Here is a 25,106-nt window from a genome sequence, read left to right on the forward strand (position 1 = left end):
GGAATGAGCGGAGCAGCTGGGCATGGCCTTCTTTTCTAAACTCAAGGACCGCCTCTTCAAATCCTCTTCCAAACTGGAAGAGGGGCTGGATGCGATCGTCGAGGAGGGTGGCGACACCACACCAGAGCCTGTCGAACCGGCCCCGCCGGTCGAGATGCCGCCCGCCGAAATGCCGGAACCGGACTCGGAACCGACGCCAGAGCCGGCACCGGTCGAACTCCCGGCAGAGGAACCTGCCCCGACAGCGCCGACACCGGCGGAAGTGCCTGTTGAAACGCCCGTCGAACGCCCCGCCGATCCTGAACCCGCGCCGGTATCGGTGCCGGACGAAGTGCCTCAGGCCCCGGATGAGGTGCCTGCTCCACCAGTTGAAATCCCGGCTCCGGCCCCGGCCGAGACTCCCGTCGAAGCGCCAGTCGAAATCCCGGTCGAAACGCCGCCCGCCGCAAGCGCGACTCCTGACTCGGGTGCCGCTGCCCCGCGCGCCGGGTTCCTCGGGCGGCTGTTCAGCCGCGATGCGCCCACTGGAAAATCCGCCGCCCCGGTGCTGCGTCGGGCGCTTGACGACGCGATGCTGGAAAGCCTCGAGGATCTGCTGATCGCCTCGGACATGGGCGTCGACACCGCGCTGCGGGTCACTGCCAACCTGGCCGAGGGGCGGATGGGGCGCAAATTGTCGACCGCCGAGATCAAGCGCCTGCTGGCGGATGAGATCACCCGGATCATGGATCCGGTTGCCCGCCCGATGCCACTCTATCCCAAGAAACCGCAGGTGGTTCTGGTGGTCGGGGTCAATGGCTCTGGCAAGACCACCACCATCGGCAAGCTGGCCAGCCAGTTCAACGCGGCGGGCAAAAAGGTGATCATCGCCGCGGGTGACACCTTCCGCGCCGCGGCTGTCGAACAGTTGCAGGTCTGGGGCGACCGGGCCGGGGTGCCGGTGATGAAGGCGGCGCAGGGCAGCGACCCGGCCAGCCTGGCCTTTGACGCGATGACAAGGGCCGAGGCCGAGGGCGCCGATCTGTTGATGATCGATACCGCCGGACGGCTGCAGAACCGCGCCGATCTGATGGAGGAACTGGCCAAGATCGTCCGGGTGATCCGCAAGAAAGACCCGGAGGCGCCGCACAACACCTTGCTGGTGCTGGATGCCACCACCGGCCAGAACGCGCTGAGCCAGGTCGAGATCTTTCAGAAACTTGCCGATGTCACCGGGCTGGTGATGACCAAGCTGGACGGCACCGCCAAGGGCGGGGTGCTGGTGGCGCTGGCCGATCGGTTCGGCCTGCCAATCCATGCCATCGGGGTGGGCGAGCAGATCGACGACCTCGCCGCCTTTGATCCGCAGGATTTCGCCCGCGCCCTGACCGGGGCCGAAGACCTGGCATGATCGCCCGCACCGAGATCATCGCTTCTTCTGGTTGCAACACCCTTCGGGCGTGCCGACGACCCGGCTCTGACCGCCGCCGTCCGACGCCGGGGGTGGCGCAGGGAGAGGTGACTCATGGGTGAGTGGTTTGCCGGGCTCGACGGCACCGCCGAAGGGGCCGCCCTGGCGCCCTGGTTGGCGCTGGGCGCGGCCTTTCTGCATGCGGTCTTTGGCGCCCTGCAAAAGGGAAAAATCGACCCCTGGTTGTCGCGCGGCGCGATTGATTTCTGGCTCTTTGTGCTGACCCTGCCGGTGGCGCTGTTCCTGGTGCCGTGGCCTGAGGGCAGCCAATGGCTGCTGATCGCCGGGGTGCTGCCGATCCATTTCGTCTATAAGCTCGGGGTGGCGCTGTCCTATTCGCGTGCCGCCTATACGGTGGTCTATCCGGTGGTGCGCGGCACCGGCCCGGTGTTCACCGTCTTCGGCGCCTATATCATCTTTGGCGAGGTGTTCAGCCCGCTGCAATGGCTTGGTGTCGCGGTGCTGCTGGCGGGGATCTTCGGGTTGGCCGCCTATAACCTGATCCATGTGAAGGTGGCGCGCGAGACTCTGGTGCCGGCGCTGTGGCTGGCGGTGGCGACGGGGATGATGGTGGCGCTATACACCACCTATGACGCCTATGCGATCCGTGCCACGCCGAACCCGTTCACCTTTCTGGCCTGGTTCTATGTCATCTCGGCGCTGGACTTTCCCTGGATTGCACTGGTCCATTGGCGGCGGCTGCACAGCCGCCCGCCGCTGGGACTGGTGCTGCGGGTTGGCTTTGTCGGGGCGCTTGTCGCCTATGGCTCCTTCGGGCTGGTGATGCTGGCCACAAGGATCGACAAGGTGGGCGAGGCGGCGGTGCTGCGCGAAACCTCGCCGGTGTTTGCGGCACTGATCGGCTGGCTGGTGCTGAAGGAAACCGTGGGGCCACGGCGCATTGCGCTGATGGTGCTGATCGCGCTGGGCGCGGTGATTGTGGAAGTTGCAGGCTAGGGGGCCGCATGTCGAATACAAAACCCGCCGGCTGGGTGAAACCGGCACTGGAGCTGGGCCCGATCCTGGCTTTCTTTGTTGCCTATCTGCTGGTCCGTGACCGCAGTTTTCAGATCGCCGGGCGCGAGTATGAGGGCTTTATCCTGGTCACTGCCGGGTTCGTGCCGCTGATCCTGCTGTCGACCTTTCTGCTCTGGCGGTTGACCGGGCGGCTGTCGAAAATGCAGATTGCCACGGCGGTGCTGATCACCGTCTTTGGCGGGCTCTCGGTCTGGCTGAACGACGACCGGTTCTTCAAGATGAAACCGACGCTGATCTACCTGCTGTTCGGTGGCACCCTCGGCTTTGGCCTGCTGCGCGGCGAAAGCTGGCTGCGCCATGTGATGGAAGAGGCGGTGCCACTGGATCACGAGGGCTGGATGAAGCTGACCCGGCGTCTGACCCTGTTCTTCTTTGCCCTGGCGCTGCTGAACGAGGTGATCTGGCGCACCCAGAGCACCGACACCTGGGTCTGGTTCAAGACCTTTGGCCTGACCGCCGCGGTGTTCGGGTTCTTTCTGTTGCAGGGACGGTTGTTTTCCGCCCATGCGGTCGAGCCGGACAAGGACGATTGCGACGCCGATGGCGAGGGGCCTGAGCGCCCCGATAACCTGCCCCGATAACCTGGCGCTGATCGCAGGGCTCAGGCGGTTACACGCCGCAGGGGCGCGCTGGGCGGTCACAACGGATCAGGCGGCAGCGGCAGGGTGGCGGCGCTGCGGACCGGCCGCCCCATCGACCGAACAATGCGGCTCGGGCTGTCCGGGGTCAGGATATCCCTGGGTCAGGATATCGGCCAGTCGCGGGAACAGCGAACACAACGCCGCCCGCGCCGGATCAGCAAAACCACGCTGGCCGATGGCGCCTCAGCCTTTTTGACCGAACAGCACCTTTTGCGCGTCGCTGCTGGTCGCAGTCGTTGCGCGTTTGTCCAGATGCAACGCCTGTCCAGCGCGCACCGCAGGACGCGCGCCAACCGCCGCCAGCCAGCGTTGCAGATTGGGTTTGTCGCTGAGGTTCTGTTCCTGCTTTTGCCAGAGACTGGCCCAGGGCCAGACCGCCATATCGGCAATCGAATAGAAATCCCCGGCGACAAATTCATTCTGCCCAAGCTGTTTGTCCAGCACCCCGTACAAGCGATTGACTTCGTTGCGATACCGGTCCTTGGCATAGGGCAGGTCATTGGGCGGATCCATGGTCGGTGCATAGGCCAGGAAATGATGCGCCTGGCCGGCCATCGGACCGAGGCCACCCATCTGCCACATCAGCCATTGCTCGACCGCGATGCGGTCGCGTTCGCTGCTGCCGTAAAACTGACCGGTCTTGCGGGCCAGGTAGAGCAGGATGGCGCCGGATTCAAAGATCGCAATCGGCGCGCCGTCCGGGCCCTCGGGGTCGACGATGGCGGGCATCCGGTTGTTTGGCGAAATCTTGAGGAATTCCGGGGCGAATTGTTCGCCCTTGCCGATATTGATCAGCTTGACCGTGTAGGGCAGGCCCATCTCTTCGAGGGCGATGGATATTTTCCAGCCATTCGGCGTCGGCCAGTAGTTGAGTTCGATCGGTTTGCTCATCTGTCATCTCCCGGGTTTGCGGCGATCATTGCGCAAATCGGGCGGACAGGGAACCGGGCAGGGCATTCCTTCGCATGGCTGTCATCGGGGCCGGGTCAATCGGCACGGTCGAGGCGGGCAGGGTCAGGGCAGGCGGCGCCTCATCGGCGGTGAGGTTCAGGCCGCGCGGCCAGCTTGCGACCTGTGCCAGACCAGCCCCTTGGGCGCTGCGGTCACCCTGATGAGCGCCATTCCCCAGCCCCCGGTGGTATTGGTTCATCTGGTGAACGCCTGGCATCGATCTGCAAAATCTGGGTGAAGACACGGCGACATAATCGTGACGCCACAACGCTTTCACCGGAGGATTCGTTACAGCATCTGGATACATCTTGACGCTTTGGCGGGGCGGTCGTATTGGACGGGCGTGGCGATTTGTTACCTGATTGCGGGCCACGTTAAACATTCCGCTAAAGAGGTCATCGAATGGGACCCCCTTCGCTTGGCCTGCGTCGGGGGTTATTTTATGGGCAAAGACGCCCAGGAGGCTGACATGAGCAACACGTGGAACAAGCGCACCCAGATGGTGCATGGCGGCACCAAACGGTCGCATTATGGCGAGGTGAGTGAGACACTGTACCTGACCCAGGGCTTTGTCTATGAAACCGCCGAGGCCGCCGAGGCGCGGTTCCTGAAAGCCGGGCCGGATGAATTCATCTACGCCCGCTATGGCAACCCCACCGTGCGGATGTTCGAAGACCGACTGTCGGGCCTGGTCGGCTATGAGGATGGGTTTGCCTGTGCCAGCGGCATGGCGGCGGTGAACGGGGCGATGATGGCGCTGCTGAAGGCTGGCGATCATGTGGTCGCGGCGCGGGCGCTGTTCGGATCCTGCCTCTATGTGCTGGAAGAGGTGCTGGGACGTTTCGGGGTCGAGATCAGCTTGGTCGACGGCACCGACAATGCCGCCTGGGATGCGGCGATCCGCCCCGATACAAGGTTGGTGTTTCTCGAAAGCATCTCGAACCCGACGCTCGAGGTGGTCGATCTGGCGCATGTCTGTGACACCGCCCACCGCAACGGCGCTGTGGTGGTGGCCGATGATGCGATGTCGACGCCGGTGTTTTCCTATTCCAAGGCCTGCGGCGTCGATCTCTGCGTGATTTCGACCACCAAACATGTGGACGGGCAGGGCCGGATGCTGGGCGGGATGATCTGCGGCAACCGCGATCTGATCCGGGGACCGATCGAAACCTATCTCAAACACACCGGCGGGGCGATGAATCCGTTCACCGCCTGGGTGCATCTGAAATCGCTCGACACGCTGGACCTGCGGGTGCGCGCGCAGGCCGCGGCGACACTGCAGATCGCCGAGACGCTGGAAGGTCATCCGAAGTTGAACGCCGTGCGTTATCCGCAACTGCCCAGCCATCCGCAAAACGCGGTGGCGATGCGCCAGGCCGAATCCGGCGGCACCGTCATCGCCTTTGACGTGAAGGGCGGCAAGGAGGCCTGTTTCAAGTTCCTCAACGCCCTAGAGATATTTACGATTTCCAACAATTTCGCGGATTCGAAATCCATTGTTACCCATCCGGCGACCACCACCCACCACCGCCTGCCGCAACAGCAAAAAGACCTGCTTGGCATCTCTCCGGGGCTGGTGCGGCTGTCGGTCGGGCTAGAGGATGTCGGCGATCTGATCGCGGATCTGACCGGGGCGCTGGCCGCGATTTAAGGTGATCCAACGCCCACATAGCTGCGTATTTCACCTGAGGATTGGAAATATGACTCCGGACCGCCTATATTCGGTCCGGGACGGCGAAAGGGCGGCTGATGAACATTCATCCCAAGGACATGGCCAAACGACCGGATCAGGACGAGGCGCGCGCGGCATTGGCCCGGTTGCGACTCTGGGCCGAAACCGCGTCGGATGCGGATATTCTGGCGCTTGATCCGGCGCTTGGACGGTTGCTGAACGACGCGGCGGAGCCGCCGGTTCTGTCGCGTGACTATCCGGAGGGGTTTGTCGCCGATGCCGACTACCGTGCCACCCTGCCGGATCTGCAGAATGGCCCGGCCAGCCTGATCCGCGGCGCAAGGCGGATGCTGCAGCATGTCGGCATCTCGAATTTCCGTCTGCCGATCCGGTTTCATACCCGCGATGGCGCCGAGATGACGCTGGAAAGCGCGGTCACCGGCACTGTCAGCCTTGAGGCGGAGAAGAAGGGCATCAACATGTCGCGCATCATGCGCAGCTTTTACGCCCATTCCGAAAAGGCATTTAGTTTCAGCGTGATCGAAGACGCGCTTGATGATTACAAAACCAATCTGGAAAGCTTTGACGCCCGCATCCTGATGCGGTTTTCCTACCCGGTGAAGCGGCAATCCCTGCGCTCGGGTCTGACGGGTTATCAATATTACGATATTGCACTGGAACTGGTCGAACAGGCCGGGGAACGGGAAAGGATCATCCATCTCGACTATGTCTATTCCTCGACCTGCCCCTGCTCGCTGGAGCTGGCCGAACATGCGCGCCGGAGCCGCCAGCAACTGGCGACGCCGCATTCGCAACGCTCGGTGGCGCGGATATCGGTGGTGCTGGATGGCGATGCCACGCTCTGGTTCGAGGATTTGATCGACATGGCCCGGATCGCGGTGCCGACCGAAACCCAGGTGATGGTGAAACGCGAGGACGAACAGGCCTTTGCCGAAATGAACGCCGCCAACCCGATTTTCGTCGAGGATGCGGCGCGGCTGTTTGCCGAACAGCTGGAGGATGATCCACGGGTCGGTGATTACCGCGTGGTCGCCAGCCACCAGGAAAGTCTGCACAGCCATGACGCGGTCTCGGTGCTGACCGAGGGGCCGACCTTTGCCGCGCAGAGCATTGATCCACGCTATTTCGCCAGCCTGCATCACACCGGCTGAGGTTCTGAAGTCGCTCATAAATTGGGCTTTTGACTGGCGAGGTGCCAGCTTTGCGCGCGTCAGCGTCTGAATTCGTTCCATTCGCCGGGGGAATCCTCCTACCCTCGGGCAACGGAGGATTCGCTCATCAACGCCGCTGCCCCTGATCTGATCCCTGCGCCGCGCCCGGTGCTGTCGGCCCAGCCCCGCACCCGAGGGTCGCTGCTGCTGTCGGCGCGGCTGCGCGGCGGGCGCAGCCGGATTGGCGAATTGCGCCAGCAGGGTGCGCTCAAGGCGCTGTTTCCGCAAGCGCGGCAGGCGGCGCTGCAGGCGGTGTTCCTGAACACCTCGGGCGGGGTCACTGGCGGCGATCAACTGACCCTGCAGGCCGAGGCCGAGGCCGGCGCGGCGTTGTGTCTGACCAGCCAGGCCGCCGAACGCATCTACCGCGCCCAACCCGACGAGATCGGGCAGGTCGCAACGCGGTTGCAGGTCGGGGCCGGGGGCCGGATCGACTGGTTGCCGCAGGAAACCATCCTGTTCGACGGCGGCGCGCTGGATCGGCGTCTTGACGCCGAGGTGGCGGCAGACGGCTGTCTGCTGGCGGTCGAGCCGCTGATCATCGGGCGCGTGGCGATGGGCGAAACCGTGCGCGACGCCCGGTTGACCGACCGCTGGCGGGTGCGCCGCGACGGGCGTCTGATTTTTGCCGATACGCTGCGGCTGCACGGCGATGTCCATGCAATTTTGCAATCCCCCGGCGTCGCGGGCGGGGCCGGGGCAATGGCGGCGCTGCTGTTGGTCGCGCCACACGCCGAAGACCTCGCGGCGCGGCTCAACACGCTCCTGGCAGGGTGCGGTGCCTGCAGCGCAATCCGTCCCGGCGTGTTGTTCGCCCGGATCCTTGCCCGCGATGGCTTTGCACTTCGGCAAAGCCTGATTCCTGCCATCCGCCTGTTGTCGGGCGGCGAAATTCCAAGACCATGGATGCTATGACATGCAACTGACACCTCGGGAAAAAGACAAACTGCTGATCGCGATGGCCGCCGAAGTGGCGCGAAAACGGCTGGCACGGGGGGTCAAGCTGAACTACCCCGAAGCGATTGCGCTGATCACCGATGCGGTGGTCGAGGGCGCCCGCGATGGCCGTTCGGTGGCCGATATGATGCAGGCCGGGGCCCAGGTGGTCCGGGTCGAGCAATGTATGGAGGGGGTGCCGGAGATGATCCACGAGGTGCAGGTCGAGGCGACCTTTCCCGACGGAACAAAGCTGGTCACCGTGCACGATCCTATTCGTTGATGCTCTGAATGAGGAAAGGCATTTATCATGCTTGAGAAAATTAGAAAATTTGCCGAATCAATCGGGTTGATCCCGTCGCCGCCGCCGGTGCCGATCCGGGTTCCGGCCCAATTCAGGGCGCCGCGCCATGATCCCCGGTGAATTGCTGCCCGCTGCGGGCATGCTGACCCTGAATGCGGACCGTCAGGCGATCACCCTGATGGTCGCCAACACGGGCGACCGGCCGGTGCAGGTCGGATCGCATTATCATTTTGCCGAGGCCAATCCGGCGCTTGAGTTCGACCGCGTGGCAGCACGCGGCACCCGGCTCGACATTGCGGCGGGCACGGCGGTGCGGTTTGAGCCGGGGCAGCGCCGCGAGGTCAATCTGATCCCGTTTTCCGGCGGGCGGCAGATCTTTGGTTTCAACCAGGCGGTGATGGGCGATCTCTGACCCGCTTTGCAAAATTGGAGGACTAATAAGATGTTTTCACCACAGTTCGATCCCGGCGCGATGATCGCGATGCCGGTCCGCTATATTCAATTCACCGGGGCGCTGGCTGAACGGCAGCTTCGCCTGATGACCGAGGCACGGCGCGCCGTTTTCTCGGCCAACCCGTTTCTGCTGGCTCTTGCAGAAATGCAGACACTCAATGTGCTGACCGAGATCCCGACCCCGGCGCCGGACTCACCCCCGGCCCGGTCGAAACCGTCAACGAAAGCGGCCCCGGGATCCAAAGGCTCTCGACGTCAGCCCGCATCGCCACCGCCATTGCCCGTCTGACCTGACCCCCGCCGCAAGGAGACCGCCCAGAATGCCGACCCAGATTTCCCGCGCTGATTATGCCGCCATGTTTGGACCCACGACCGGTGATCGGCTGCGTCTGGCTGACACCGATCTGATCATCGAGGTCGAGCGTGATCTCACCGCCGAACGTGCCGCGATGGAGAGCGGTGGCAAGGCGCTGCTTTATGGCGAAGAGGTGAAATTCGGCGGCGGCAAGGTGATCCGCGACGGCATGGGGCAGAGCCAGGTCACCCGCGCCGATGGTGCGGTTGACACGGTGATCACCAATGCGCTGATCGTCGATCATTCCGGTATCTACAAGGCCGACGTGGGGTTGCGCGACGGGCGCATCCACAAGATCGGCAAGGCCGGCAATCCCGACACCCAGCCCGGCGTCGATATCATCGTCGGCCCCGGCAGCGAGGTCATCGCCGGTGAGGGCAAGATCCTCACCGCTGGTGGCTTTGACAGCCACATCCATTTTATCTGTCCGCAGCAGATCGAGGATGCGCTGCATTCCGGCCTGACCACAATGCTGGGCGGCGGCACCGGCCCGGCGCATGGCACCCTGGCGACCACCGTTACCCCCGGCCCTTGGCATCTGGGGCGGATGTTGCAGGCGGCGGATGCCTTCCCGATGAACCTGGCCTTTGCCGGCAAGGGCAATGCCTCGCTGCCCGCGGCGCTGGAAGAGCAGATCAAGGCGGGGGCCTGTAGCCTGAAGCTGCATGAGGATTGGGGCACCACCCCGGCGGCGATTGACTGCTGCCTGTCGGTGGCTGACGATTACGACGTGCAGGTGATGATCCACACCGACACGCTGAACGAATCCGGCTTTGTCGAGAACACCGTGAAGGCGATGAAGGGCCGCACCATTCATGCCTTTCATACCGAAGGTGCAGGCGGTGGACATGCCCCTGATATCATAAAGATATGCGGCGAAGCTCATGTATTGCCTTCATCGACAAACCCGACCCGGCCGTTCACTGTGAACACCATCGATGAACATCTTGATATGCTTATGGTTTGTCACCATCTCGACAAATCTATCCCCGAGGATGTGGCCTTTGCCGAGTCGAGGATCCGCCGCGAAACCATTGCTGCCGAAGACATTTTGCACGATATCGGCGCCTTTAGCATTATCGCGTCGGATTCCCAGGCGATGGGCCGGGTCGGTGAGGTGCTGATCCGCACCTGGCAGACCGCCGACAAGATGCGCAAACAGCGCGGGCGCCTGCCGGAAGAGACTGGCGACAACGACAATTTCCGGGTCCGCCGCTATATCGCCAAATACACCATCAACCCGGCCATCGCGCATGGAATCAGCCACGAGATCGGCTCGATCGCCGAGGGCAAGCGCGCCGATCTGGTGCTGTGGAACCCGGCGTTTTTCGGGGTGAAACCGGAAATGGTGCTGATCGGCGGCTCGATCGTCTGCGCGCAGATGGGCGATCCCAATGCCTCGATCCCGACACCGCAACCGGTCTATTCGCGGCCGATGTTTGGTGCCTTTGGACGGGCGCTGGAAAACTCGGCCGTCACCTTTGTCTCGGCCGCAGCGCAGGCCGAAGGCATCGGCGCGACCCTGGGGCTGGCGAAGCAGACAGTGGCGGTGCGCAGCACCCGCACCATCGGCAAGAAGGACCTGATCCTGAACGACACGTTGCCGCATATAGAGGTGAACCCGGAAACCTATGAGGTCCGCGCTGACGGCGAATTGCTGACCTGCGAACCCGCCGAGGTGCTGCCGATGGCGCAGCGCTATTTCCTGTTCTGATGGGGGTTTCTGCGTTGCAGCATTTGCATGACGGGGTTGAGCCTTTGGCGCTAGTAGAGACACCGGTCCTGACCTATTTTCAGAGGCAGGGGAGGAAACCCAACACAAACTTTGATGAGGTTTCCAATGGCACATATCGCCGCTATCGACAGCAAATCCGGCATCCGCGCCCGGCTCGACAATTTCTTTGCCGGGATCGGCCAGGGCTTCAACACCTATGTGGAAAGCCGCTCGCGCGTGCATCAGATCCACCGGCTCAACGAATTGTCGGATGCAGAACTGAAAAAACTGGGCCTGACCCGCGACGGCATTGCCGCCTACGTGTTCCGCGACCTGCTTTACATCTGAGCCAAACAGCGGGGGCGGCGCGATGAGCGCCGCCGCCCCGATCGCCGCCCGTCAGGTCCTGCGGGCCGGACATGGCCGCGCCGTCGCTGACCGCGTGGCCCTGGATTACGATGGCCGATTTCTGCGCCGCAAGGTGCTGACCACCGAGGCCGGGTTGCGGGTGCTGGTTGATCTCGATCAGACCATGTCGCTCGACGATGGCGATGCTCTGCTCACGGCCGACGGTCGGGTGATTGCGATCACCGCCGCGGCCGAGGCGCTGACCGAGCTGCGCGGTGATGACCTGGTGCGGCTGGCCTGGCACATCGGAAACCGCCATACGCCCTGTGAAATCGACGGCGATGTCCTGCGTATTCGCAGGGACAAGGTGATGGCGGATATGCTGTCCCGACTGGGCGCGGCCCTCACCGACGTTACTGCCCCGTTCCGCCCCGAAGGTGGTGCCTATGGCGTCGGGCGCACCCATGGCCACAGCCATGGCGAGGCCGAGGGTGGTCCGCATCAGCACAGCCATAGCCATAGCCACGACAACAGCGCTAAATCGCATGACCACGGCCATTGATCCGGCGCTGACCCTGCATCAATGGCTGTCCCCCGCCTTTCCGGTGGGCGCGTTTGCCTATTCACATGGAATGGAATCCGAGGTCGCCGCGGGACGCTTGCCCGACGCGGCGGCGGTGCTTTCCTGGCTCGACATCTGCCTGACCCAAGGGTCGGGGCGCAATGATGCGATCCTGCTGGCGGCGGCGCATCGTGGGGCTGCCGATTTGCCGCGCGATCTGGCGGATCTGGCCGAGGCGCTGGCACCGAGCGCCGAGCGGCGTGAGGAAACCATGGCCCAGGGGCGCGCCTTTGCCACCACAATCAATGCGTTGCACGGGCTCGACCTGTCACCGATGGCCTATCCGCTGGTGGTCGGGCAGGCGGCAGGCCGGATGCAGCTGCCGCTGGGGCTGACCCTGCGGCTGTTCCTTCAGGCCTTTGCCGGAAACCTGGTTTCGGCGGCGGTGCGGCTGGTGCCGCTGGGCCAGACCGATGGCCAGAAAGTCCTGGCCGCGCTGGCGCCGGTGATCGAAAACCTTGCGATTGAGGCCAAGTCAGGTGATCTTGACGCGATTGGTGGCGCGGCCTTGACGATTGACCTCGCCTCGATGCGGCACGAACGGCAGAGGACACGGCTATTCCGGTCATGACCGAATTCTTCAAACTCACGCACCTGACCCGGGGGTCGTGGTTCGCCCGTGGTGTGAACAGCAAGACGCTGGCGGTGCTGGGCACCGAGCCGATCCCGATCCTGCCGGACCGGGAGGCGGGGGCGTTTGACTGGCAGGCGCCACTTGGCCCGACCTTCACCGGGCTGGAGAGCGAGGGCGGCGCCGCCTGGTGGATGGCGCATGAACACGAGGCCTGGTGCGCCGCGCTGATCCCCGATGTGGTGGTCTGGGTGCGTCAGGTGCTGCCGGACGGGCGTGACGATACCGCCGCCGGGCGCTGCAAAGGTGTCTGGCGACTGGCCGAAGTTGATATAGCGCCCAGCCATCTGCTGGTCAGGCTGGGCAACCGCATCGGAGAGGTGAGATGACCCATTCCCCACATGGCCCGCTGCGGATCGGGCTTGGCGGCCCGGTTGGTGCCGGCAAGACCACGTTGACCGCGGCGCTGGCCCGGGCACTGCGCGATCACCTGTCGGTGGCGGTGGTGACCAATGACATCTACACCCAGGAGGACGCCGAGGCGCTGGTGCGGATGCAGGCGCTGCCCTCGGACCGGATCCTTGGCGTGGAAACCGGCGGCTGCCCGCATACCGCGATCCGCGAGGATGCCTCGATCAACCTGGATGCCATCGCCAGGCTGACGGCGCGGTATCCCGATCTCGATGTGGTGTTCGTGGAATCAGGCGGCGACAACCTGTCGGCGACATTTTCGCCAGAGCTGGTCGATCTGACGATCTATGTCATCGACGTGGCGGCGGGCGAAGAGATCCCGCGCAAGGGGGGGCCAGCGATCACCCGTTCCGACATCCTGGTGATCAACAAGATCGACCTTGCCCCCTATGTCGGCGCCGATCTGTCGGTGATGGAACGCGACGCCACCGCACAGCGCCAGGGCCGGCCCTTTGTCTTTGCCAACCTGAAAAAATCCGAGGGCGTGGCCGAAATCCTGCGGCTGATCGAGGCCATCGGCGGGTTGCCGGTCCCGGCCTGAGACCTTGCGCCGCGACCCCGCCGTTTGCCACGCCTTGACAGTGCTCATCGCCCAAGCCAAGCCTGCGCCTCATGTTTGATATGCGCCCTATCGGTTATGTGATCGGCCTGCTGACCGCGGTGTTGGGCGTCACCATGGTGCCGCCGCTGCTGGTCGATCTGGCCGAGGGGCGCGGTCATTGGCCAGTGTTCCTGGAAAGCGCGCTGATCACCATCCTGGTCGGCACCGTGACCGCGATTTCCTGTCAGAATGGCCGCAAAGAAGGGCTGACGATCCAGCAGACCTTTCTGCTGACCACCCTGGTCTGGGTGGTGCTGCCGGTCTTTGGCGCCTTGCCGTTCATCCTTGGGGAGACCGAGGCGCGGGTGGTGGACGGGGTTTTCGAGGCGATGTCGGGCCTGACCACCACCGGATCGACCGTGTTTTCCGGCCTTGACGAGTTGCCGCGCGGTATCTTGCTGTGGCGCGGCATCCTGCAATGGCTGGGCGGCATCGGCATCATTGTGGTGGCGATGGTGTTCCTGCCGGAACTGCGGGTCGGGGGGATGCAGATTTTTCGCTCGGAATCCTTTGAAACCATGGGGAAAATCCTGCCGCGTGCCACTGCGATGGCAGCACAGATCTCGGTGATCTATGTTGGGCTGACCCTGGCCTGTGCGCTGACCTATATTGCCCTGGGGATGGGGCTTTTCGATGCCACGGTGCATGCGCTGACCACGGTCTCGACCGGGGGGTTTTCGACCAAGGACGCCTCTTTCGGAGCGTTCTCCGGGCCAATGGAATACGCCGCGTCTTTCTACATGATCCTCGCCGCGCTGCCCTTCGTGCGCTACGTGCAGATGCTGAACGGCAAATCGCTGGCCCTGTTCCATGACGGGCAGGCGCGGGTGTTTCTTTACACGATCCTGGTGCTGGTGATGGGGTCGTTTGTGCTGTTGCTGAACATCTTTCCGCACCATTGGGAAAAGAGCCTGCGCGAGGCCTTGTTCAACATCACTTCGATCATTTCCGGCACCGGATTTGCCAGTGTCGATTACATGACCTGGGGCCCGCTGCTGATCACCATGTTCTTTTTCATCGGGTTGATTGGCGGCTGTGCCGGGTCAACCGCCTGTTCGGTCAAGATTTTTCGCTATCAGATCCTGTTTTCCTCGATCAGCGCCCAGATCAAGCGGATCCATGCGCCGCATGCGGTGATCATCCCGCGCTATGACCGGCGGCCGATTTCCGAAGACGTGATCAGCTCGGTGATGACCTTCTTCGTGTTTTTTGTGGTGTCGCTGGGGCTGTTTTCGGTGGCGCTGGCGCTGACCGGTCTGGATTTCGTCACCGCGCTCAGCGGCGCTGCGACGGCGATTGGCAATATCGGCCCCGGGCTGGGGGATACCATCGGCCCGGCGGGCAATTTCGCGCCGCTGAACGACACCGCAAAATGGATTCTGGCCTTTGCGATGCTGGTCGGACGGCTGGAGCTGATGACCGTCTACGCGATCCTGACGGTGAATTTCTGGCGCAGCTAGGGCGGCGGGCTTAGCCTTCCAGCCGGGTCAGATCGGCGACCTTGAGGCAGGTTTCGCGGATCGTATGCAGCATGTTCAGACGGTTACGCCGCACAATTGCACTGTCGGCATTGACCTGAACCGCTTCAAAGAACCCGTCGATGAACGGCCGCAGATCGGCCATCGCCTCCATCGCCGTCGCGAAATCCTCGGCCTGCAGGGCGGTGTCGATTTTTGGGCGGGCGGCGGCCAGCGCGGTGAACAGCGCGCGCTCTTCCTCGGTCTCGGCGAATTTCGGATCGGCGCCATATTCATAGGCGACGCCGTCCTGCGCCTCGGCCTGGCTCAGAAGGTTGTTGGCCCGTTTGAAGCCCTGCAACAGATTGTCGCCCTCCTGCGAGGCGAGGAAGGCGGACAGGGCGGTGGCGCGGCGCACCAGCAGCACCAGATCGTCATTGCCCGGCATCGCCAGGCAAGCGTCGATCACGTCATGGCGCATCCCGTCCTGACGCAGATGCACCTTGAGGCGGTCATGAAAGAACCCGAGCAGGTCGGTCGAGGCATCGGGCACCTCGCTCACCAACCGATTGAGGAAGGGCAGATCGCCCCCCAGCCGTTCGATCACAGTGCGGATCGCGGCGCCGAACACCCCGTGATCGGCGATTTCATCCAGGATATCATCAAGCGCGGAAATCTCATCGGTATCAGCATCATCTGAGTCGATCTTCACCCGATGCCGCAACAATTGCGCATCAAACAACCGGTCGAGATTCACCCGGTGACCGCTGTCCAGCAGAATCCGGATCACCCCCAGCGCGGCGCGGCGCAGGGCGTAGGGGTCTTTCGACCCGGTCGGTTTCTCGTCCATCGCCCAGAAGCCGGTGAGGGTGTCGATCTTGTCGGCCAGCGCCACCGCCTGGCTGACCGGGGCCATCGGCACCGCGTCGGAGGGGCCGAGTGGCGCGTAATGCTCTTCGCAGGCGGCGGCGACGGCCTCGGGCAGGCCCGCGGCCTTGGCGTAATACCGCCCCATAAGTCCCTGTAGTTCCGGGAATTCATAGACCATTTCCGAGGAAAGATCGGCCTTGGCCACCGAGGCGGCGGTTTCGGCCAGCGTCACCTCGGCACCGATCAGCGGCGCGACATCGCGGGCCAGCGCGGTGATCCGGGCGATCCGTTCGGCCTGTGACCCGAGCCGGGCGTGAAAGGTCACCTGCGCCAACTGATCCAGCCAAGGTTGCATCTGCGCCTTGGTTGCGACCCGCAAGTCATTCTCCCAAAAGAATTTTGCATCTGACAGCCGGGCCGTCAGCACCTTTTGATTACCCGCCAGAACGGTGGCGCCCTGGTCGGCGGTCTCGCGGTTGGCGACGGTGACAAAGCGTTCGATGCGCCCGGTTTTCGGGTTTTTCACCGAAAAGAATTTCTGATGTTCTTTCATTGAAGTGCGCAGAACTTCGGGCGGCAGCTCAAGGAAGTCCTCGCCGATTTCGCCCATCAGCACCACCGGCCATTCGACCAATCCGGCGACTTCGGCCAACAGGCCGGGGTCTTCGACCACCTCCAGCCCGGCGGCAAAGGCGGCATTGGTGGCGTCGTTCCAGATGTGATCGGCGCGTTCCTGCGGGTCAAGAACCACGAAGGCGCGCTTGAGCTTGGCCGCGTAATCCTCGAACGAGGAAACAGAAAACGCGTCCGGCGCCATGAAACGATGCCCCCTGGTCTTGGTGCCAGCCTCCAGCCCTTCGAGGGTGAAGGGCACCACGATGGTCCCGGCCTCGGTGGTCAGGATCGCCAGGATCGAATGCAGCGGCCGCACCCAACGCAGGTTGCCCGCCCCCCAGCGCATCGACTTCGGCCAGGGGAAATTCTGGATCGTGTCGGTCAGCACCTCGGCGACGATCTCGGCCGCCGGGCGGCCCGGCTTTTCGATCACCGCGAACAGAAAGCTGCCCTTCTTGTCGCTGCGTTCCTCGACCTGGTCGCGGGTCAGCCCGGCGCCACGCAGAAACCCCTCGATCGCCTTGGCGGGGGCGTCGGCGCGGGGGCCGCGGCGTTCCTCGCGCTGGGTCGGGCTTTCGGCGAGCAGCCCCTCGATCGCCAGGGTCAGGCGGCGCGGGGTGTGAAAGACCCCGGCATGGCCATAGGTCAGCCCGGCCTCGACCAAACCGTCGGTCATCCGTTTCTTCAACGCCTCGGCGGCACCGGCCTGCATCCGGGCCGGGATTTCTTCGGAGAAAAGTTCGATCAGAAGGTCGGGCATGGTTTCGCTTTCAGCGGGTCGTGGTCAGGTCAATTGGCAGGCGCGGGCGGGCAGCCCTCGGGCGCGGGTTGTCCGTCAAACACCACCTCGCCGCAAGAGTTGATCTCGTGCCAGGCATAGCCGCGTCCGTCGGGCAGAATGGCGATGACCCGGTCGATGCCGTAATGGATGTTCTCGATCGCCAGAAACGCCTGCGCCTGTCCGTCAGCCAGCGCCGCGCCAATCGCGTCGGCGTCAAAGCAATCGAACCAGCCTGGTGCATTGCGCGGCTCGGCGCCGGGGTAGGGTGCATAGGCCTTCAGCGCCTCGGCGCTCAGATCGCTGGTGAAACAGGCGCGATAGCGGATCGGCGAGCTGTCGGAATCGATGGCGCGGAAGCCGCGCACCGGGATGGCGACCGGCGCCCCGCCGGTGATCGGGGTCAGCACCACGTCACCGGGTCCGCTGGCGGCGATCTCTTCGTAAAAGGCATAGACCTGCAGATAATAGACTGCGGCACCGGTGGCGAGCGCGGCGACAATGATCACGATGGCCAGGATGCGGCCCATTATGCGGCGCTGTCCGCAGGCTGCCAGCCCCCGGCCTCGGTCTGCACAAAGGCATCGGCGCAGGCCTTGGCCAGGGTCCGCACCCGGCCGATATAGGCCTGGCGTTCGGTGACCGAGATCACCCCGCGCGCGTCGAGCAGGTTAAAGATGTGGCTGGCCTTGATGCATTGGTCATAGGCCGGATGCGCCATCACGATGCGCTTGCCGGTCTTGGGATCCGCAAAGGGTTCGGCGAGAATCGCGGCGCATTCGGCCTCGGCTTCTTCAAAGTGGCGCAGCAGCACCTCGGTGTCGGCGACATCGAAATTCCAGCGCGAATATTCCTGTTCGGTCTGCCGGAACACATCGCCATAGCTGAGCGGGATCGGCGATTGCGGATCGTTATAGGGCATCTCCATCACGTGGTCGACGCCCAGCACATACATCGCCAGGCGCTCCAGCCCATAGGTCAGCTCGCCCGAGACCGGGTGGCAATCATGGCCGCCGACCTGCTGGAAATAGGTGAACTGGCTGACTTCCATGCCGTCGCACCAGACCTCCCAGCCCAGCCCCCAGGCGCCGAGAGTCGGGCTTTCCCAGTCATCCTCGACAAAGCGGATGTCATGCAGGTCCATGTCGATCCCGATTGCCTGCAGCGAGCCGAGGTAAAGCTCTTGCAGATCCGGCGGGCTGGGTTTGATCAGCACCTGGTACTGGTAATAATGCTGGAGCCGGTTCGGGTTCTCGCCGTAGCGGCCATCGGTGGGGCGGCGCGAGGGCTGCACATAGGCCGCCGCCCAGGGGTTGGAGCCAAGTGCGCGCAGGGTGGTCGCCGGGTGAAAGGTGCCCGCCCCGACCTCCATGTCATAGGGTTGCAGGATCGCGCATCCGCGGGCGGCCCAATAGGCCTGCAGCCGCAGGATGACCTCCTGAAAACTTTTCGGTCGTGTCGTTGCCTCGGCCATCGTTGCCTCACCTGCCATTCCGGCGCCCTGCCTATGCCGATGGGCGATAAGGGTCAACAAATGCCGCGCCGCTCGCGCAGATTTTGGGTGCGCCCGCCGAGAGATTTGTTAAGACGGGGAACCCGAGCAATAAAAGACGTCTGCAAGAGGCTGTATTTGGCAATGACTCGATATTTGGCACTGACTCGATTTTTTACGGCGACCCGGTTTTTCACAGCAGTTATTCTGGCGATGACGTTTCTGGCGCGACCCGCCGTCGCCCAGCAAGAGCTGGTCTGGGTTCAGATCGAGGCCCAGCCAACCCTGGCGGATGCGCAGGCCAGCATTCGCAACTACGCAGCCCGGTTGCAGGATGTGAACGGATTTTCGCTTGGCGGCGGCTGGTATGCGGTGGCGCTTGGCCCCTATACCCGTGACGATGCCGGGCGGGTGCTGTTCGTGCTGCGCAATGAGGGCGCGATCCCGCGCGACAGCTATATCGCCTTTGCGTCGGCGTTTCAGCAGCAGTTCTATCCGGTCGGGGCCAGCACCGGCAGTGCCGCCGCCGTGCCGCCAGAGCCAACGCAACCCGACCAGGCCACCTCGGAACCATCCACTGCCGCTGATCCACAGCCGGTGGCCCTGCCGGATGAATCCCCCGCCGAGGCCCGCCGCAGCGAGGCGCAATTGAGCCGCGAAGAGCGGATGGAATTGCAGGTCATGCTGAAGTGGGCCGGCTATTACAATGCCGGGATCGACGGTGCCTTTGGCTCCGGCACCCGTCGCTCGATGGCCGAATGGCAACGCGCCAATGGCCATGAGCCGACCGGCATCCTGACCACGATGCAGCGTGCCGAATTGCTGAAACAATATAATTCCGTGCTCGACGGGCTGGGGCTGCGCCGGGTGCGTGACGACCGCGCCGGGATCGATATGCTGCTGCCGACCGCTGTGGTGAAACACGACAGCTATCAGGCGCCGTTCGCCCATTTCAGCCCGACCGGCGATATTCCCGCCCAGGTGGTGCTGATTTCGCAAGAGGGCGATGCGGCGACCCTGGCCGGCCTCTACGAGATCATGCAGACGCTTGAAATCGTGCCGGAAAATGGCCCCCGAGAACGCAAGGACACGGCCTTTACCCTGATCGGTGAAGACGCCCGTATGGTGTCTTATACCGAGGCGGCACTGGAAAATGGCCAGATCAAGGGATTCACCCTGGTCTGGCCCGCCGGGGATGAAGAACGCCGACTGCGCCTGCTCAGCGAAATGCGCGGCTCGTTCCAGCCGCTGGCCGGGGTGCTCGAGGCTTCTGCCGGGCTGGGCGAGGATCAACGCATCGATCTGGTCTCGGGCCTTGAGGTGCGCAAGCCGCGGCTGTCACGCTCTGGCTTTTATGCGGATCAATCCGGAACGGTGGTGACGGTGGCCGAAGCGGTGCAATCCTGTGGCCGGATCACCCTGGATCAGGGCACCGAGGCGCAGGTGGCGGCGATTGATGCCAGCACCGGTTTGGCGATTCTGCGGCCGACCAGCGCGGTGGCGCCAATCGGATCGGCGCGCTTTGCCTCGGCTGTGCCACGGCTGAATTCCGATGTCGCGGTGTCGGGCTATCCCTATGAGGGGGTCTTGGGCGCACCGACGTTGACCTTTGGCCAATTGGCCGAATTCCGCGGGCTCGACGGGGAATCCGACCGCTGGCGGCTGGACCTGGTGGGCCGTGCTGGCGATGCCGGTGGCCCGGTGCTGGATCAGGCGGGCGCGGTCCTGGGCGTGCTGCTTCCGGCGACGCAGGGCAGCCGGAAGCTGCCGCAGGGTGTCAGTTTTATTGCCGATACCGACGCGGTGCTGGCGGCGCTGGAATCGGCGGGTGTCGCGGCGACACGCGGTGGCACCGGCGGCCTGTTGGCGCCCGAGGACCTGACCAAGATCGGGCAACAGATGACCGTTCTGGTCAGTTGCTGGGAATGATCCGCGCAGGGCGCGCCCGGCATCTGCCGGGGCTGCGCCCTGCAAAGACAAAATCATAACTTGCGTGGTGAGACCGGGGGATTATGCTGCCGCAATTCCCGAAAGGTGCCGCAGTGCAGCATAGCGAAGCCGACCTCACCCTGATTACCCCAACCGCGCCGGTGACGACGCAGACCCATGGCGGGCGGGCGAAATGCCTGCAGCGTCTGGTGCGCCTCGATCTGCCGGTGCCGCGCACCGTGGCGCTGTCGTTCCGGGCGGTGCGTGGCATTGCCCATGGCGACAAGCTCGACGCTGATCTGCTGCTGTCGCATTTCGGCGAGCTGCCGCTGCTCTGTGTGCGCCCCTCGTCCGAGGTCTCCGACTGGGGCGGCCCCGGCGCGATCCTGAACATCGGGCTGAACGATGCGGCCTATATCGACCTGTGTGAAACGATCGGATCCGAGGCGGCGACGCAGCTTTACCTGCGGTTCGTGCAATCCTATTCGATCCATGTTGCCCGGCTGGATCCGGATATGTTCGACGATCTGGCGCTAAACGGCCGGGATGGGCTGTCGGCGGCACTGGCCGCCTATGAGGCCGAGACGGATGAGCCGTTTCCCCAAGACCCCGGGGTGCAACTGGCCGCAGTGCTGCGCTCGATGGCCCGGGCCTGGGAGGGCACCACCGCCCGATTGCTGCGCCAGGCCAAGGGCGCGCCCGCAGATGCCGGCCTGGGGCTGGTGGTCCAGGAGATGGCACTGGGGCTGGGGCCGGGCGAAAGCGGCTCAGGCGTTATTCAACTGGTCAGCTCGGCCACCGGATTGCCCCGGGTCACTGGTCGTTACCGCAGCCAGAGCCAGGGCCGCGAGGCGCTGAGCGATGAGGCGGGGGCGGTCTATCTGGAGCGCGACAGCCGTGGCCCCTCGCTCGAGGATCAGGCGCCCGAGGCGTTTGAGGCGCTGATCGCCTACACCAGGCTGATGCGCGAACGTCTGCGTGAAGAGATGCAGACCGAATTCAGCATCGACAATGGCCGGGTGCATGTCCTTGACGGGGTGCCGGTGCGGCGTTCGTCGCGGGCGGCGGTACGGATCGCGGTCAAGCTGGCCGAGGATGGAATCATCCCCAAGGAAGAGGCGCTGCTGCGGATCGAACCGCGGGCGCTGAACGAATTGCTGCACCGGCAGATCGACCCGGGCGCACCGCGCGACGTGATCGCACGCGGCATTGCTGCCAGCCCTGGCGCCGCCAGTGGCCGGATCGTGTTTTCCGCAGCCGCCGCCCAGGCCAGCGCGGCGCGGGGCGAGGCCTGTATTCTGGTGCGCCGCGAAACCGCGCCCGAGGATATTCGCGGCATGCATGCGGCGGTGGCGGTGCTGACCGAACGCGGCGGCATCACCAGCCATGCGGCGGTGATCGGACGCGGGCTGGGTCTGCCCTGTGTGGTGGGCGCTTCGGATATCAAGTTCTCGCTGCGCGGCGAGCGGATCATGGCCGCGGGCGGGCGGCAGCTGAAGGCCGGGGACATGATCACCGTTGATGGGACCTCAGGCCAGGTTCTGGCCGGTGAGGCGCCGATGATCGAGGCGATCCAGGACGATGTGTTCCAGAGCCTGATGGGCTGGGCCGATGCGGTGCGCGACATCGGGGTGCGGGCCAATGCCGACACCCCCGCCGATGCCCAGACCGCCCGCAATTTCCAGGCCGAAGGCATTGGCCTCTGCCGCACCGAACACATGTTCTTTGAGGAAAGCCGCCTGACGGTGATGCGCGAGATGATCTTTGCCGATGGCGCCGAGGACCGGCGCGCGGCGCTGGATCGCCTGCTGCCGATGCAGCGTGCCGATTTCATCGACCTGTTCCGGATCATGGAGGGCCGCCCGGTCTGTATCCGTCTGTTCGATCCACCGCTGCATGAATTCCTGCCCTCCGACAAGGCCGGGATCCGGGAATTGGCCGAGGCGCTGGATCTGCCGCGTTCGGATGTCGAACACCGGATTGAGGCGCTGAGCGAATACAACCCGATGCTGGGGATGCGTGGTGTGCGCCTCGGGATCACGGTGCCCGAGATCTATGAGATGCAGGCCCGCGCGATATTCGAGGCGGCGGTGGCCGCCGGGCGCAAGGGCGCGGCGGTGATCCCCGAAATCATGATCCCGCTGGTCAGCGCGATGCGTGAGGTCGAACTGGTCAAGACCCGGATCGACGCGGTTGCGGCGGCGGTGCGCCGCGAAACCGGACGCGCCTTTGAGTTCAAGTTGGGGGTGATGGTCGAAACCCCGCGCGCCGCCCTGCGTGCCGGTGAAATCGCGCCTTTCGCGGCCTTCCTCAGCTTTGGCACCAATGACCTGACGCAGATGACCTATGGCTTGTCGCGCGATGATGCCGGGCGATTCATGTCGGATTATGTGCAGCAGGGCGTGTTCCCCGAAGACCCGTTCCATATGCTCGATGTCGACGGGGTCGGTGAGCTGTTGCAAATCGGTGCCGCCCGCGGACGGGCCGCGCGACCGGACCTTGTCTTGTCGATCTGCGGCGAGCATGGCGGCAACCCCGAATCAATTGCCTTTTGCCGTCAGGCCGGGTTTGATTATGTGTCCTGTTCGCCGTTCCGGGTGCCGGTCGCCCGGCTGGCAGCCGCGCAGTTGGCGTTACGTGATCCCGGGCCGAAATCCAAAGATTAAAGTTTAGATTCAACTCTATAAGCTTGATACGCCCACCGACTGACGGGCCAAGTCCCGCTCAAAGATCGGCGTCAGGCTGGACCCATTTGGCTTTTTCGGCTAGCGCAACGTACCAATTGCCTTGGGGAAGGCTTCGGAAACGGGTCTATTGCTGCCATGCGTATCCTTTTTGCCTTGCTGATTGCTGCTGTCTGCGCGTGTGGATTTGTGGCGGGTTCGGCCACATCCAGCCGGGCGGAATCGCCCTTTGCTGCGACGCTGAACCAGGAGCGCAGGGCGCTCAAAGCCTTGCCCGGCGGTTCGCTGAAGGCGCTGTTGCAGCGCACCGATAGCAGCAAGCTGACCCTGGGCCGTCCGGTTGTCGAATACAGCCGGGGCTGGGTGGCCAGCCAACCGCGCGCCAGCGGTGACGATCAATGGGCCTGCCTGGCCGAGGCGCTGTATTTCGAAGCGCGCGGCGAAACCGTCGAGGGTCAGTTTGCGGTGGCCGAGGTGATCCTGAACCGGGTCGACAGCCCGCTGTTTCCGAATTCGGTCTGCGGGGTGATCCATCAGGGCACCGGCAAGCTTTACGCTTGCCAGTTCACCTATACCTGTGATGGCCATGCCGAGGTGATCAACGAACCCCGGGCCTATCAGCGGGTGGGCAAGGTCGCCGCGGTGATGCTGTCCGGCGCCCCGCGCGCCCTGACCGATGGTGCCACCTATTACCACGCCAAGCAGGTTTCGCCGTCATGGGCTCGCCGCTTTGCCCGCACCGCCTCGATTGGGGTGCATTATTTCTATCGCCGCCACGTCCGCGTGTCATCGAACTGATCCCAGTTATTCTGATCTCCGCCGTCCTGATCTCGGTCCTGCTGATTTCAGGCGCCGCACGGTCTGGCGTCGCAAATCTGTACTGGTTTGCCGGGTTTCGGGCTGATACCCCCGGGGCGAAATGGCATCACATGTCAGGGACGGATGCGACAGTGCCAGCGGGGCAGGAATGAGCGATCAGATCAGTCAGGCCTTTGGCCATCCGCTGGCCCGTGCCATCGCCCTGTCGGGTGAGGATCCGCTGGATCGGATTTCGCTGCGCGACCATGTCGCCGAGGTCGATATCGGCGCGTTTCAGGCCGAACGCGGCAGCAGCCAGCGGCTGCGCTTCAACGTGGTGGTCGAGGTCGCCCGCGCCGATGCCCCGCCCGAGGATGATGTTGACCGGATCCTGTCCTATGACCGGGTCACCGAAGCAATTGCCGCCGAATTGCACGCCGAGCGGTTGAACCTGCTGGAAACTCTGGCCGAACGGATCGCGCTTCGCATCCTGCACGAACCGCTTGCGGTACGGGTCTATGTGCGCATCGAAAAGCTGGATCGTGGCGCCGGGGCGCTGGGGGTCGAGATTGTCCGCTCGCGCGATGATGCGCCGCTGGCCGCCGAGGTACCGGTTGAGGCCGGGTTGCATCCGCTGGTGGTGTATCTGGGGGAAGCGGCGATCGCCTCGCCGCAACTGTCGGGCTGGCTGGACAGCTGGGCAGCCGCGGCGACACCGGTGATCCTGACGGTCGGCGTTTCTGAGCTGCCGACACCGCGCAGCGCCGCAAGGTTGGCGCAGCGGCGGATCGACCTGCTGGCGATTGAACAGAGCGCCTGGGTGCTGGCCGGGCGCGACCGCCGCTGCGTGGTGGTGAACACCCGGACCGAACTCGACTGGGCGATGAAACATGGCCAGATCTCGGTTTGGGCGCCCTCAAAGATCGTGCTCGACGCGGTCGATGGCCCGGGTGTCGAACCGCGCGACGCCACCGGGCTGGTGGCCTGGTTCGCGGCGCTGATGGAGGCGCGCGAATTGCTGGTGATCGGTGCCGAGGCGCCGCAGGCGGCGATGCCGGTGCGCCGGATGCATCCCGAGGCGGCGATTTGACCGGCTATCCGTTGCCCCTTGCCGAACGCTTTGG

25 protein-coding genes and 1 riboswitch are annotated in these 25,106 nt (G+C 64.2%); of the genes, 20 read left to right on the forward strand and 5 right to left on the reverse strand.

All coding sequences use genetic code 11. The features are described from left to right. Positions 1–22: 22 nt before the first annotated feature. The 3 genes from ftsY (at position 23) to P1U48_RS04990 (ending at position 3,069) form a co-directional block, all read left to right on the forward strand. On the forward strand, positions 23–1,390 hold the full coding sequence (gene ftsY, locus P1U48_RS04980) for a signal recognition particle-docking protein FtsY (RefSeq protein WP_301067770.1): 1,368 nt from the start codon (positions 23–25) through the stop codon (positions 1,388–1,390). A gap of 114 nt (positions 1,391–1,504) precedes the next feature. Beyond that, positions 1,505–2,407, forward strand: coding sequence for a DMT family transporter (locus P1U48_RS04985; RefSeq protein WP_301067771.1), 903 nt, complete (start codon positions 1,505–1,507; stop codon positions 2,405–2,407). An 8-nt stretch (positions 2,408–2,415) separates the two neighbouring features. After that, positions 2,416–3,069 (forward strand): inner membrane-spanning protein YciB, encoded by a 654-nt coding sequence (locus tag P1U48_RS04990; RefSeq protein WP_301067772.1) that lies wholly within the window; start codon positions 2,416–2,418, stop codon positions 3,067–3,069. 243 nt (positions 3,070–3,312) lie between these two features. Here P1U48_RS04990 and P1U48_RS04995 read toward each other — a convergent pair whose 3' ends face one another. Next, positions 3,313–4,020: a glutathione S-transferase N-terminal domain-containing protein gene (locus P1U48_RS04995; RefSeq protein ID WP_301067773.1), complete on the reverse strand. Its 708-nt coding sequence runs from the start codon at positions 4,018–4,020 to the stop codon at positions 3,313–3,315. A 25-nt stretch (positions 4,021–4,045) separates the two neighbouring features. After that, on the reverse strand, positions 4,046–4,279 hold the full coding sequence (locus P1U48_RS05000; protein WP_301067774.1) for a hypothetical protein: 234 nt from the start codon (positions 4,277–4,279) through the stop codon (positions 4,046–4,048). A 134-nt stretch (positions 4,280–4,413) separates the two neighbouring features. Next, a riboswitch (SAM riboswitch) is annotated at positions 4,414–4,491 on the forward strand. Between the two features lie 58 nt (positions 4,492–4,549). Between P1U48_RS05000 and P1U48_RS05005 the strand changes: the two genes are divergently transcribed. The 13 genes from P1U48_RS05005 to P1U48_RS05065 all read left to right on the forward strand — a co-directional run bounded on the left by P1U48_RS05005 (position 4,550) and on the right by P1U48_RS05065 (position 14,819). Then, on the forward strand, positions 4,550–5,731 hold the full coding sequence (locus tag P1U48_RS05005; RefSeq protein WP_301067775.1) for an aminotransferase class V-fold PLP-dependent enzyme: 1,182 nt from the start codon (positions 4,550–4,552) through the stop codon (positions 5,729–5,731). Between the two features lie 98 nt (positions 5,732–5,829). Further along, entirely contained in the window at positions 5,830–6,924 is a 1,095-nt protein-coding gene (gene folE2 / locus P1U48_RS05010) for a GTP cyclohydrolase FolE2 (RefSeq protein WP_301067776.1), read from the forward strand. Positions 6,925–7,092: 168 nt separating this feature from the next. Next, a complete protein-coding gene (locus P1U48_RS05015) occupies positions 7,093–7,899 on the forward strand; it encodes an urease accessory protein UreD (protein ID WP_301067777.1) in 807 nt (268 codons plus the stop codon). A gap of 1 nt (position 7,900) precedes the next feature. Further along, complete coding sequence (locus P1U48_RS05020; protein ID WP_301067778.1) at positions 7,901–8,203, forward strand: urease subunit gamma; 303 nt, start codon at positions 7,901–7,903, stop codon at positions 8,201–8,203. A 127-nt stretch (positions 8,204–8,330) separates the two neighbouring features. Continuing rightward, a complete protein-coding gene (locus tag P1U48_RS05025; RefSeq protein ID WP_301067779.1) occupies positions 8,331–8,636 on the forward strand; it encodes an urease subunit beta in 306 nt (101 codons plus the stop codon). Between the two features lie 30 nt (positions 8,637–8,666). After that, entirely contained in the window at positions 8,667–8,966 is a 300-nt protein-coding gene (locus tag P1U48_RS05030) for a hypothetical protein (RefSeq protein ID WP_301067780.1), read from the forward strand. Between the two features lie 31 nt (positions 8,967–8,997). After that, on the forward strand, positions 8,998–10,746 hold the full coding sequence (gene ureC / locus P1U48_RS05035) for an urease subunit alpha (protein WP_301067781.1): 1,749 nt from the start codon (positions 8,998–9,000) through the stop codon (positions 10,744–10,746). Between the two features lie 126 nt (positions 10,747–10,872). Beyond that, positions 10,873–11,094 (forward strand): hypothetical protein, encoded by a 222-nt coding sequence (locus P1U48_RS05040; RefSeq protein ID WP_301067782.1) that lies wholly within the window; start codon positions 10,873–10,875, stop codon positions 11,092–11,094. Positions 11,095–11,116: 22 nt separating this feature from the next. Then, complete coding sequence (locus P1U48_RS05045) at positions 11,117–11,656, forward strand: urease accessory protein UreE (protein WP_301067783.1); 540 nt, start codon at positions 11,117–11,119, stop codon at positions 11,654–11,656. Then, a complete protein-coding gene (locus tag P1U48_RS05050; protein ID WP_301067784.1) occupies positions 11,640–12,287 on the forward strand; it encodes an urease accessory UreF family protein in 648 nt (215 codons plus the stop codon). Before P1U48_RS05045 ends, P1U48_RS05050 begins: the two co-directional genes overlap by 17 nt. Next, positions 12,284–12,676: a hypothetical protein gene (locus P1U48_RS05055; RefSeq protein ID WP_301067785.1), complete on the forward strand. Its 393-nt coding sequence runs from the start codon at positions 12,284–12,286 to the stop codon at positions 12,674–12,676. The genes P1U48_RS05050 and P1U48_RS05055 overlap by 4 nt, the downstream gene beginning before the upstream one ends. Beyond that, positions 12,673–13,299 (forward strand): urease accessory protein UreG, encoded by a 627-nt coding sequence (gene ureG, locus P1U48_RS05060; protein ID WP_301067786.1) that lies wholly within the window; start codon positions 12,673–12,675, stop codon positions 13,297–13,299. Before P1U48_RS05055 ends, ureG begins: the two co-directional genes overlap by 4 nt. A gap of 71 nt (positions 13,300–13,370) precedes the next feature. Continuing rightward, complete coding sequence (locus P1U48_RS05065; RefSeq protein ID WP_301067787.1) at positions 13,371–14,819, forward strand: TrkH family potassium uptake protein; 1,449 nt, start codon at positions 13,371–13,373, stop codon at positions 14,817–14,819. A 10-nt stretch (positions 14,820–14,829) separates the two neighbouring features. On the opposite strand, the gene glyS is transcribed toward P1U48_RS05065, so the two are convergent. From glyS to P1U48_RS05080, 3 genes are read right to left on the reverse strand one after another with little or no spacing between them, the layout of a single operon-like run. Beyond that, positions 14,830–17,061, reverse strand: a complete 2,232-nt coding sequence (glyS, locus tag P1U48_RS05070) for a glycine--tRNA ligase subunit beta (RefSeq protein WP_301067788.1) — start codon at positions 17,059–17,061, stop codon at positions 14,830–14,832. A gap of 29 nt (positions 17,062–17,090) precedes the next feature. Beyond that, the gene (locus P1U48_RS05075) at positions 17,091–17,609 is read right to left on the reverse strand and encodes a DUF6446 family protein (protein ID WP_301067789.1); all 519 of its coding nucleotides are present in this window, start codon (positions 17,607–17,609) and stop codon (positions 17,091–17,093) included. Continuing rightward, positions 17,609–18,553, reverse strand: a complete 945-nt coding sequence (locus P1U48_RS05080) for a glycine--tRNA ligase subunit alpha (protein ID WP_301067907.1) — start codon at positions 18,551–18,553, stop codon at positions 17,609–17,611. Before P1U48_RS05080 ends, P1U48_RS05075 begins: the two co-directional genes overlap by 1 nt. Before the next feature lie 231 nt (positions 18,554–18,784). Between P1U48_RS05080 and P1U48_RS05085 the strand changes: the two genes are divergently transcribed. The 4 genes from P1U48_RS05085 (at position 18,785) to P1U48_RS05100 (ending at position 25,072) form a co-directional block, all read left to right on the forward strand. Further along, a complete protein-coding gene (locus P1U48_RS05085; RefSeq protein WP_301067790.1) occupies positions 18,785–20,500 on the forward strand; it encodes a serine protease in 1,716 nt (571 codons plus the stop codon). 83 nt (positions 20,501–20,583) lie between these two features. Then, positions 20,584–23,166 carry a putative PEP-binding protein gene (locus tag P1U48_RS05090; RefSeq protein ID WP_301067791.1) on the forward strand — a complete coding sequence of 861 codons (2,583 nt, stop codon included), beginning with the start codon at positions 20,584–20,586 and terminating at the stop codon, positions 23,164–23,166. 156 nt (positions 23,167–23,322) lie between these two features. Beyond that, entirely contained in the window at positions 23,323–23,982 is a 660-nt protein-coding gene (locus P1U48_RS05095; RefSeq protein ID WP_301067792.1) for a cell wall hydrolase, read from the forward strand. 169 nt (positions 23,983–24,151) lie between these two features. Next, a complete protein-coding gene (locus P1U48_RS05100; RefSeq protein WP_301067793.1) occupies positions 24,152–25,072 on the forward strand; it encodes a dihydroneopterin aldolase in 921 nt (306 codons plus the stop codon). Positions 25,073–25,106: the final 34 nt, after the last annotated feature.

Origin of the sequence: Pseudooceanicola sp., assembly GCF_029213205.1 — a bacterium.
Taxonomy (GTDB): Bacteria; Pseudomonadota; Alphaproteobacteria; order Rhodobacterales; family Rhodobacteraceae; genus Pseudooceanicola.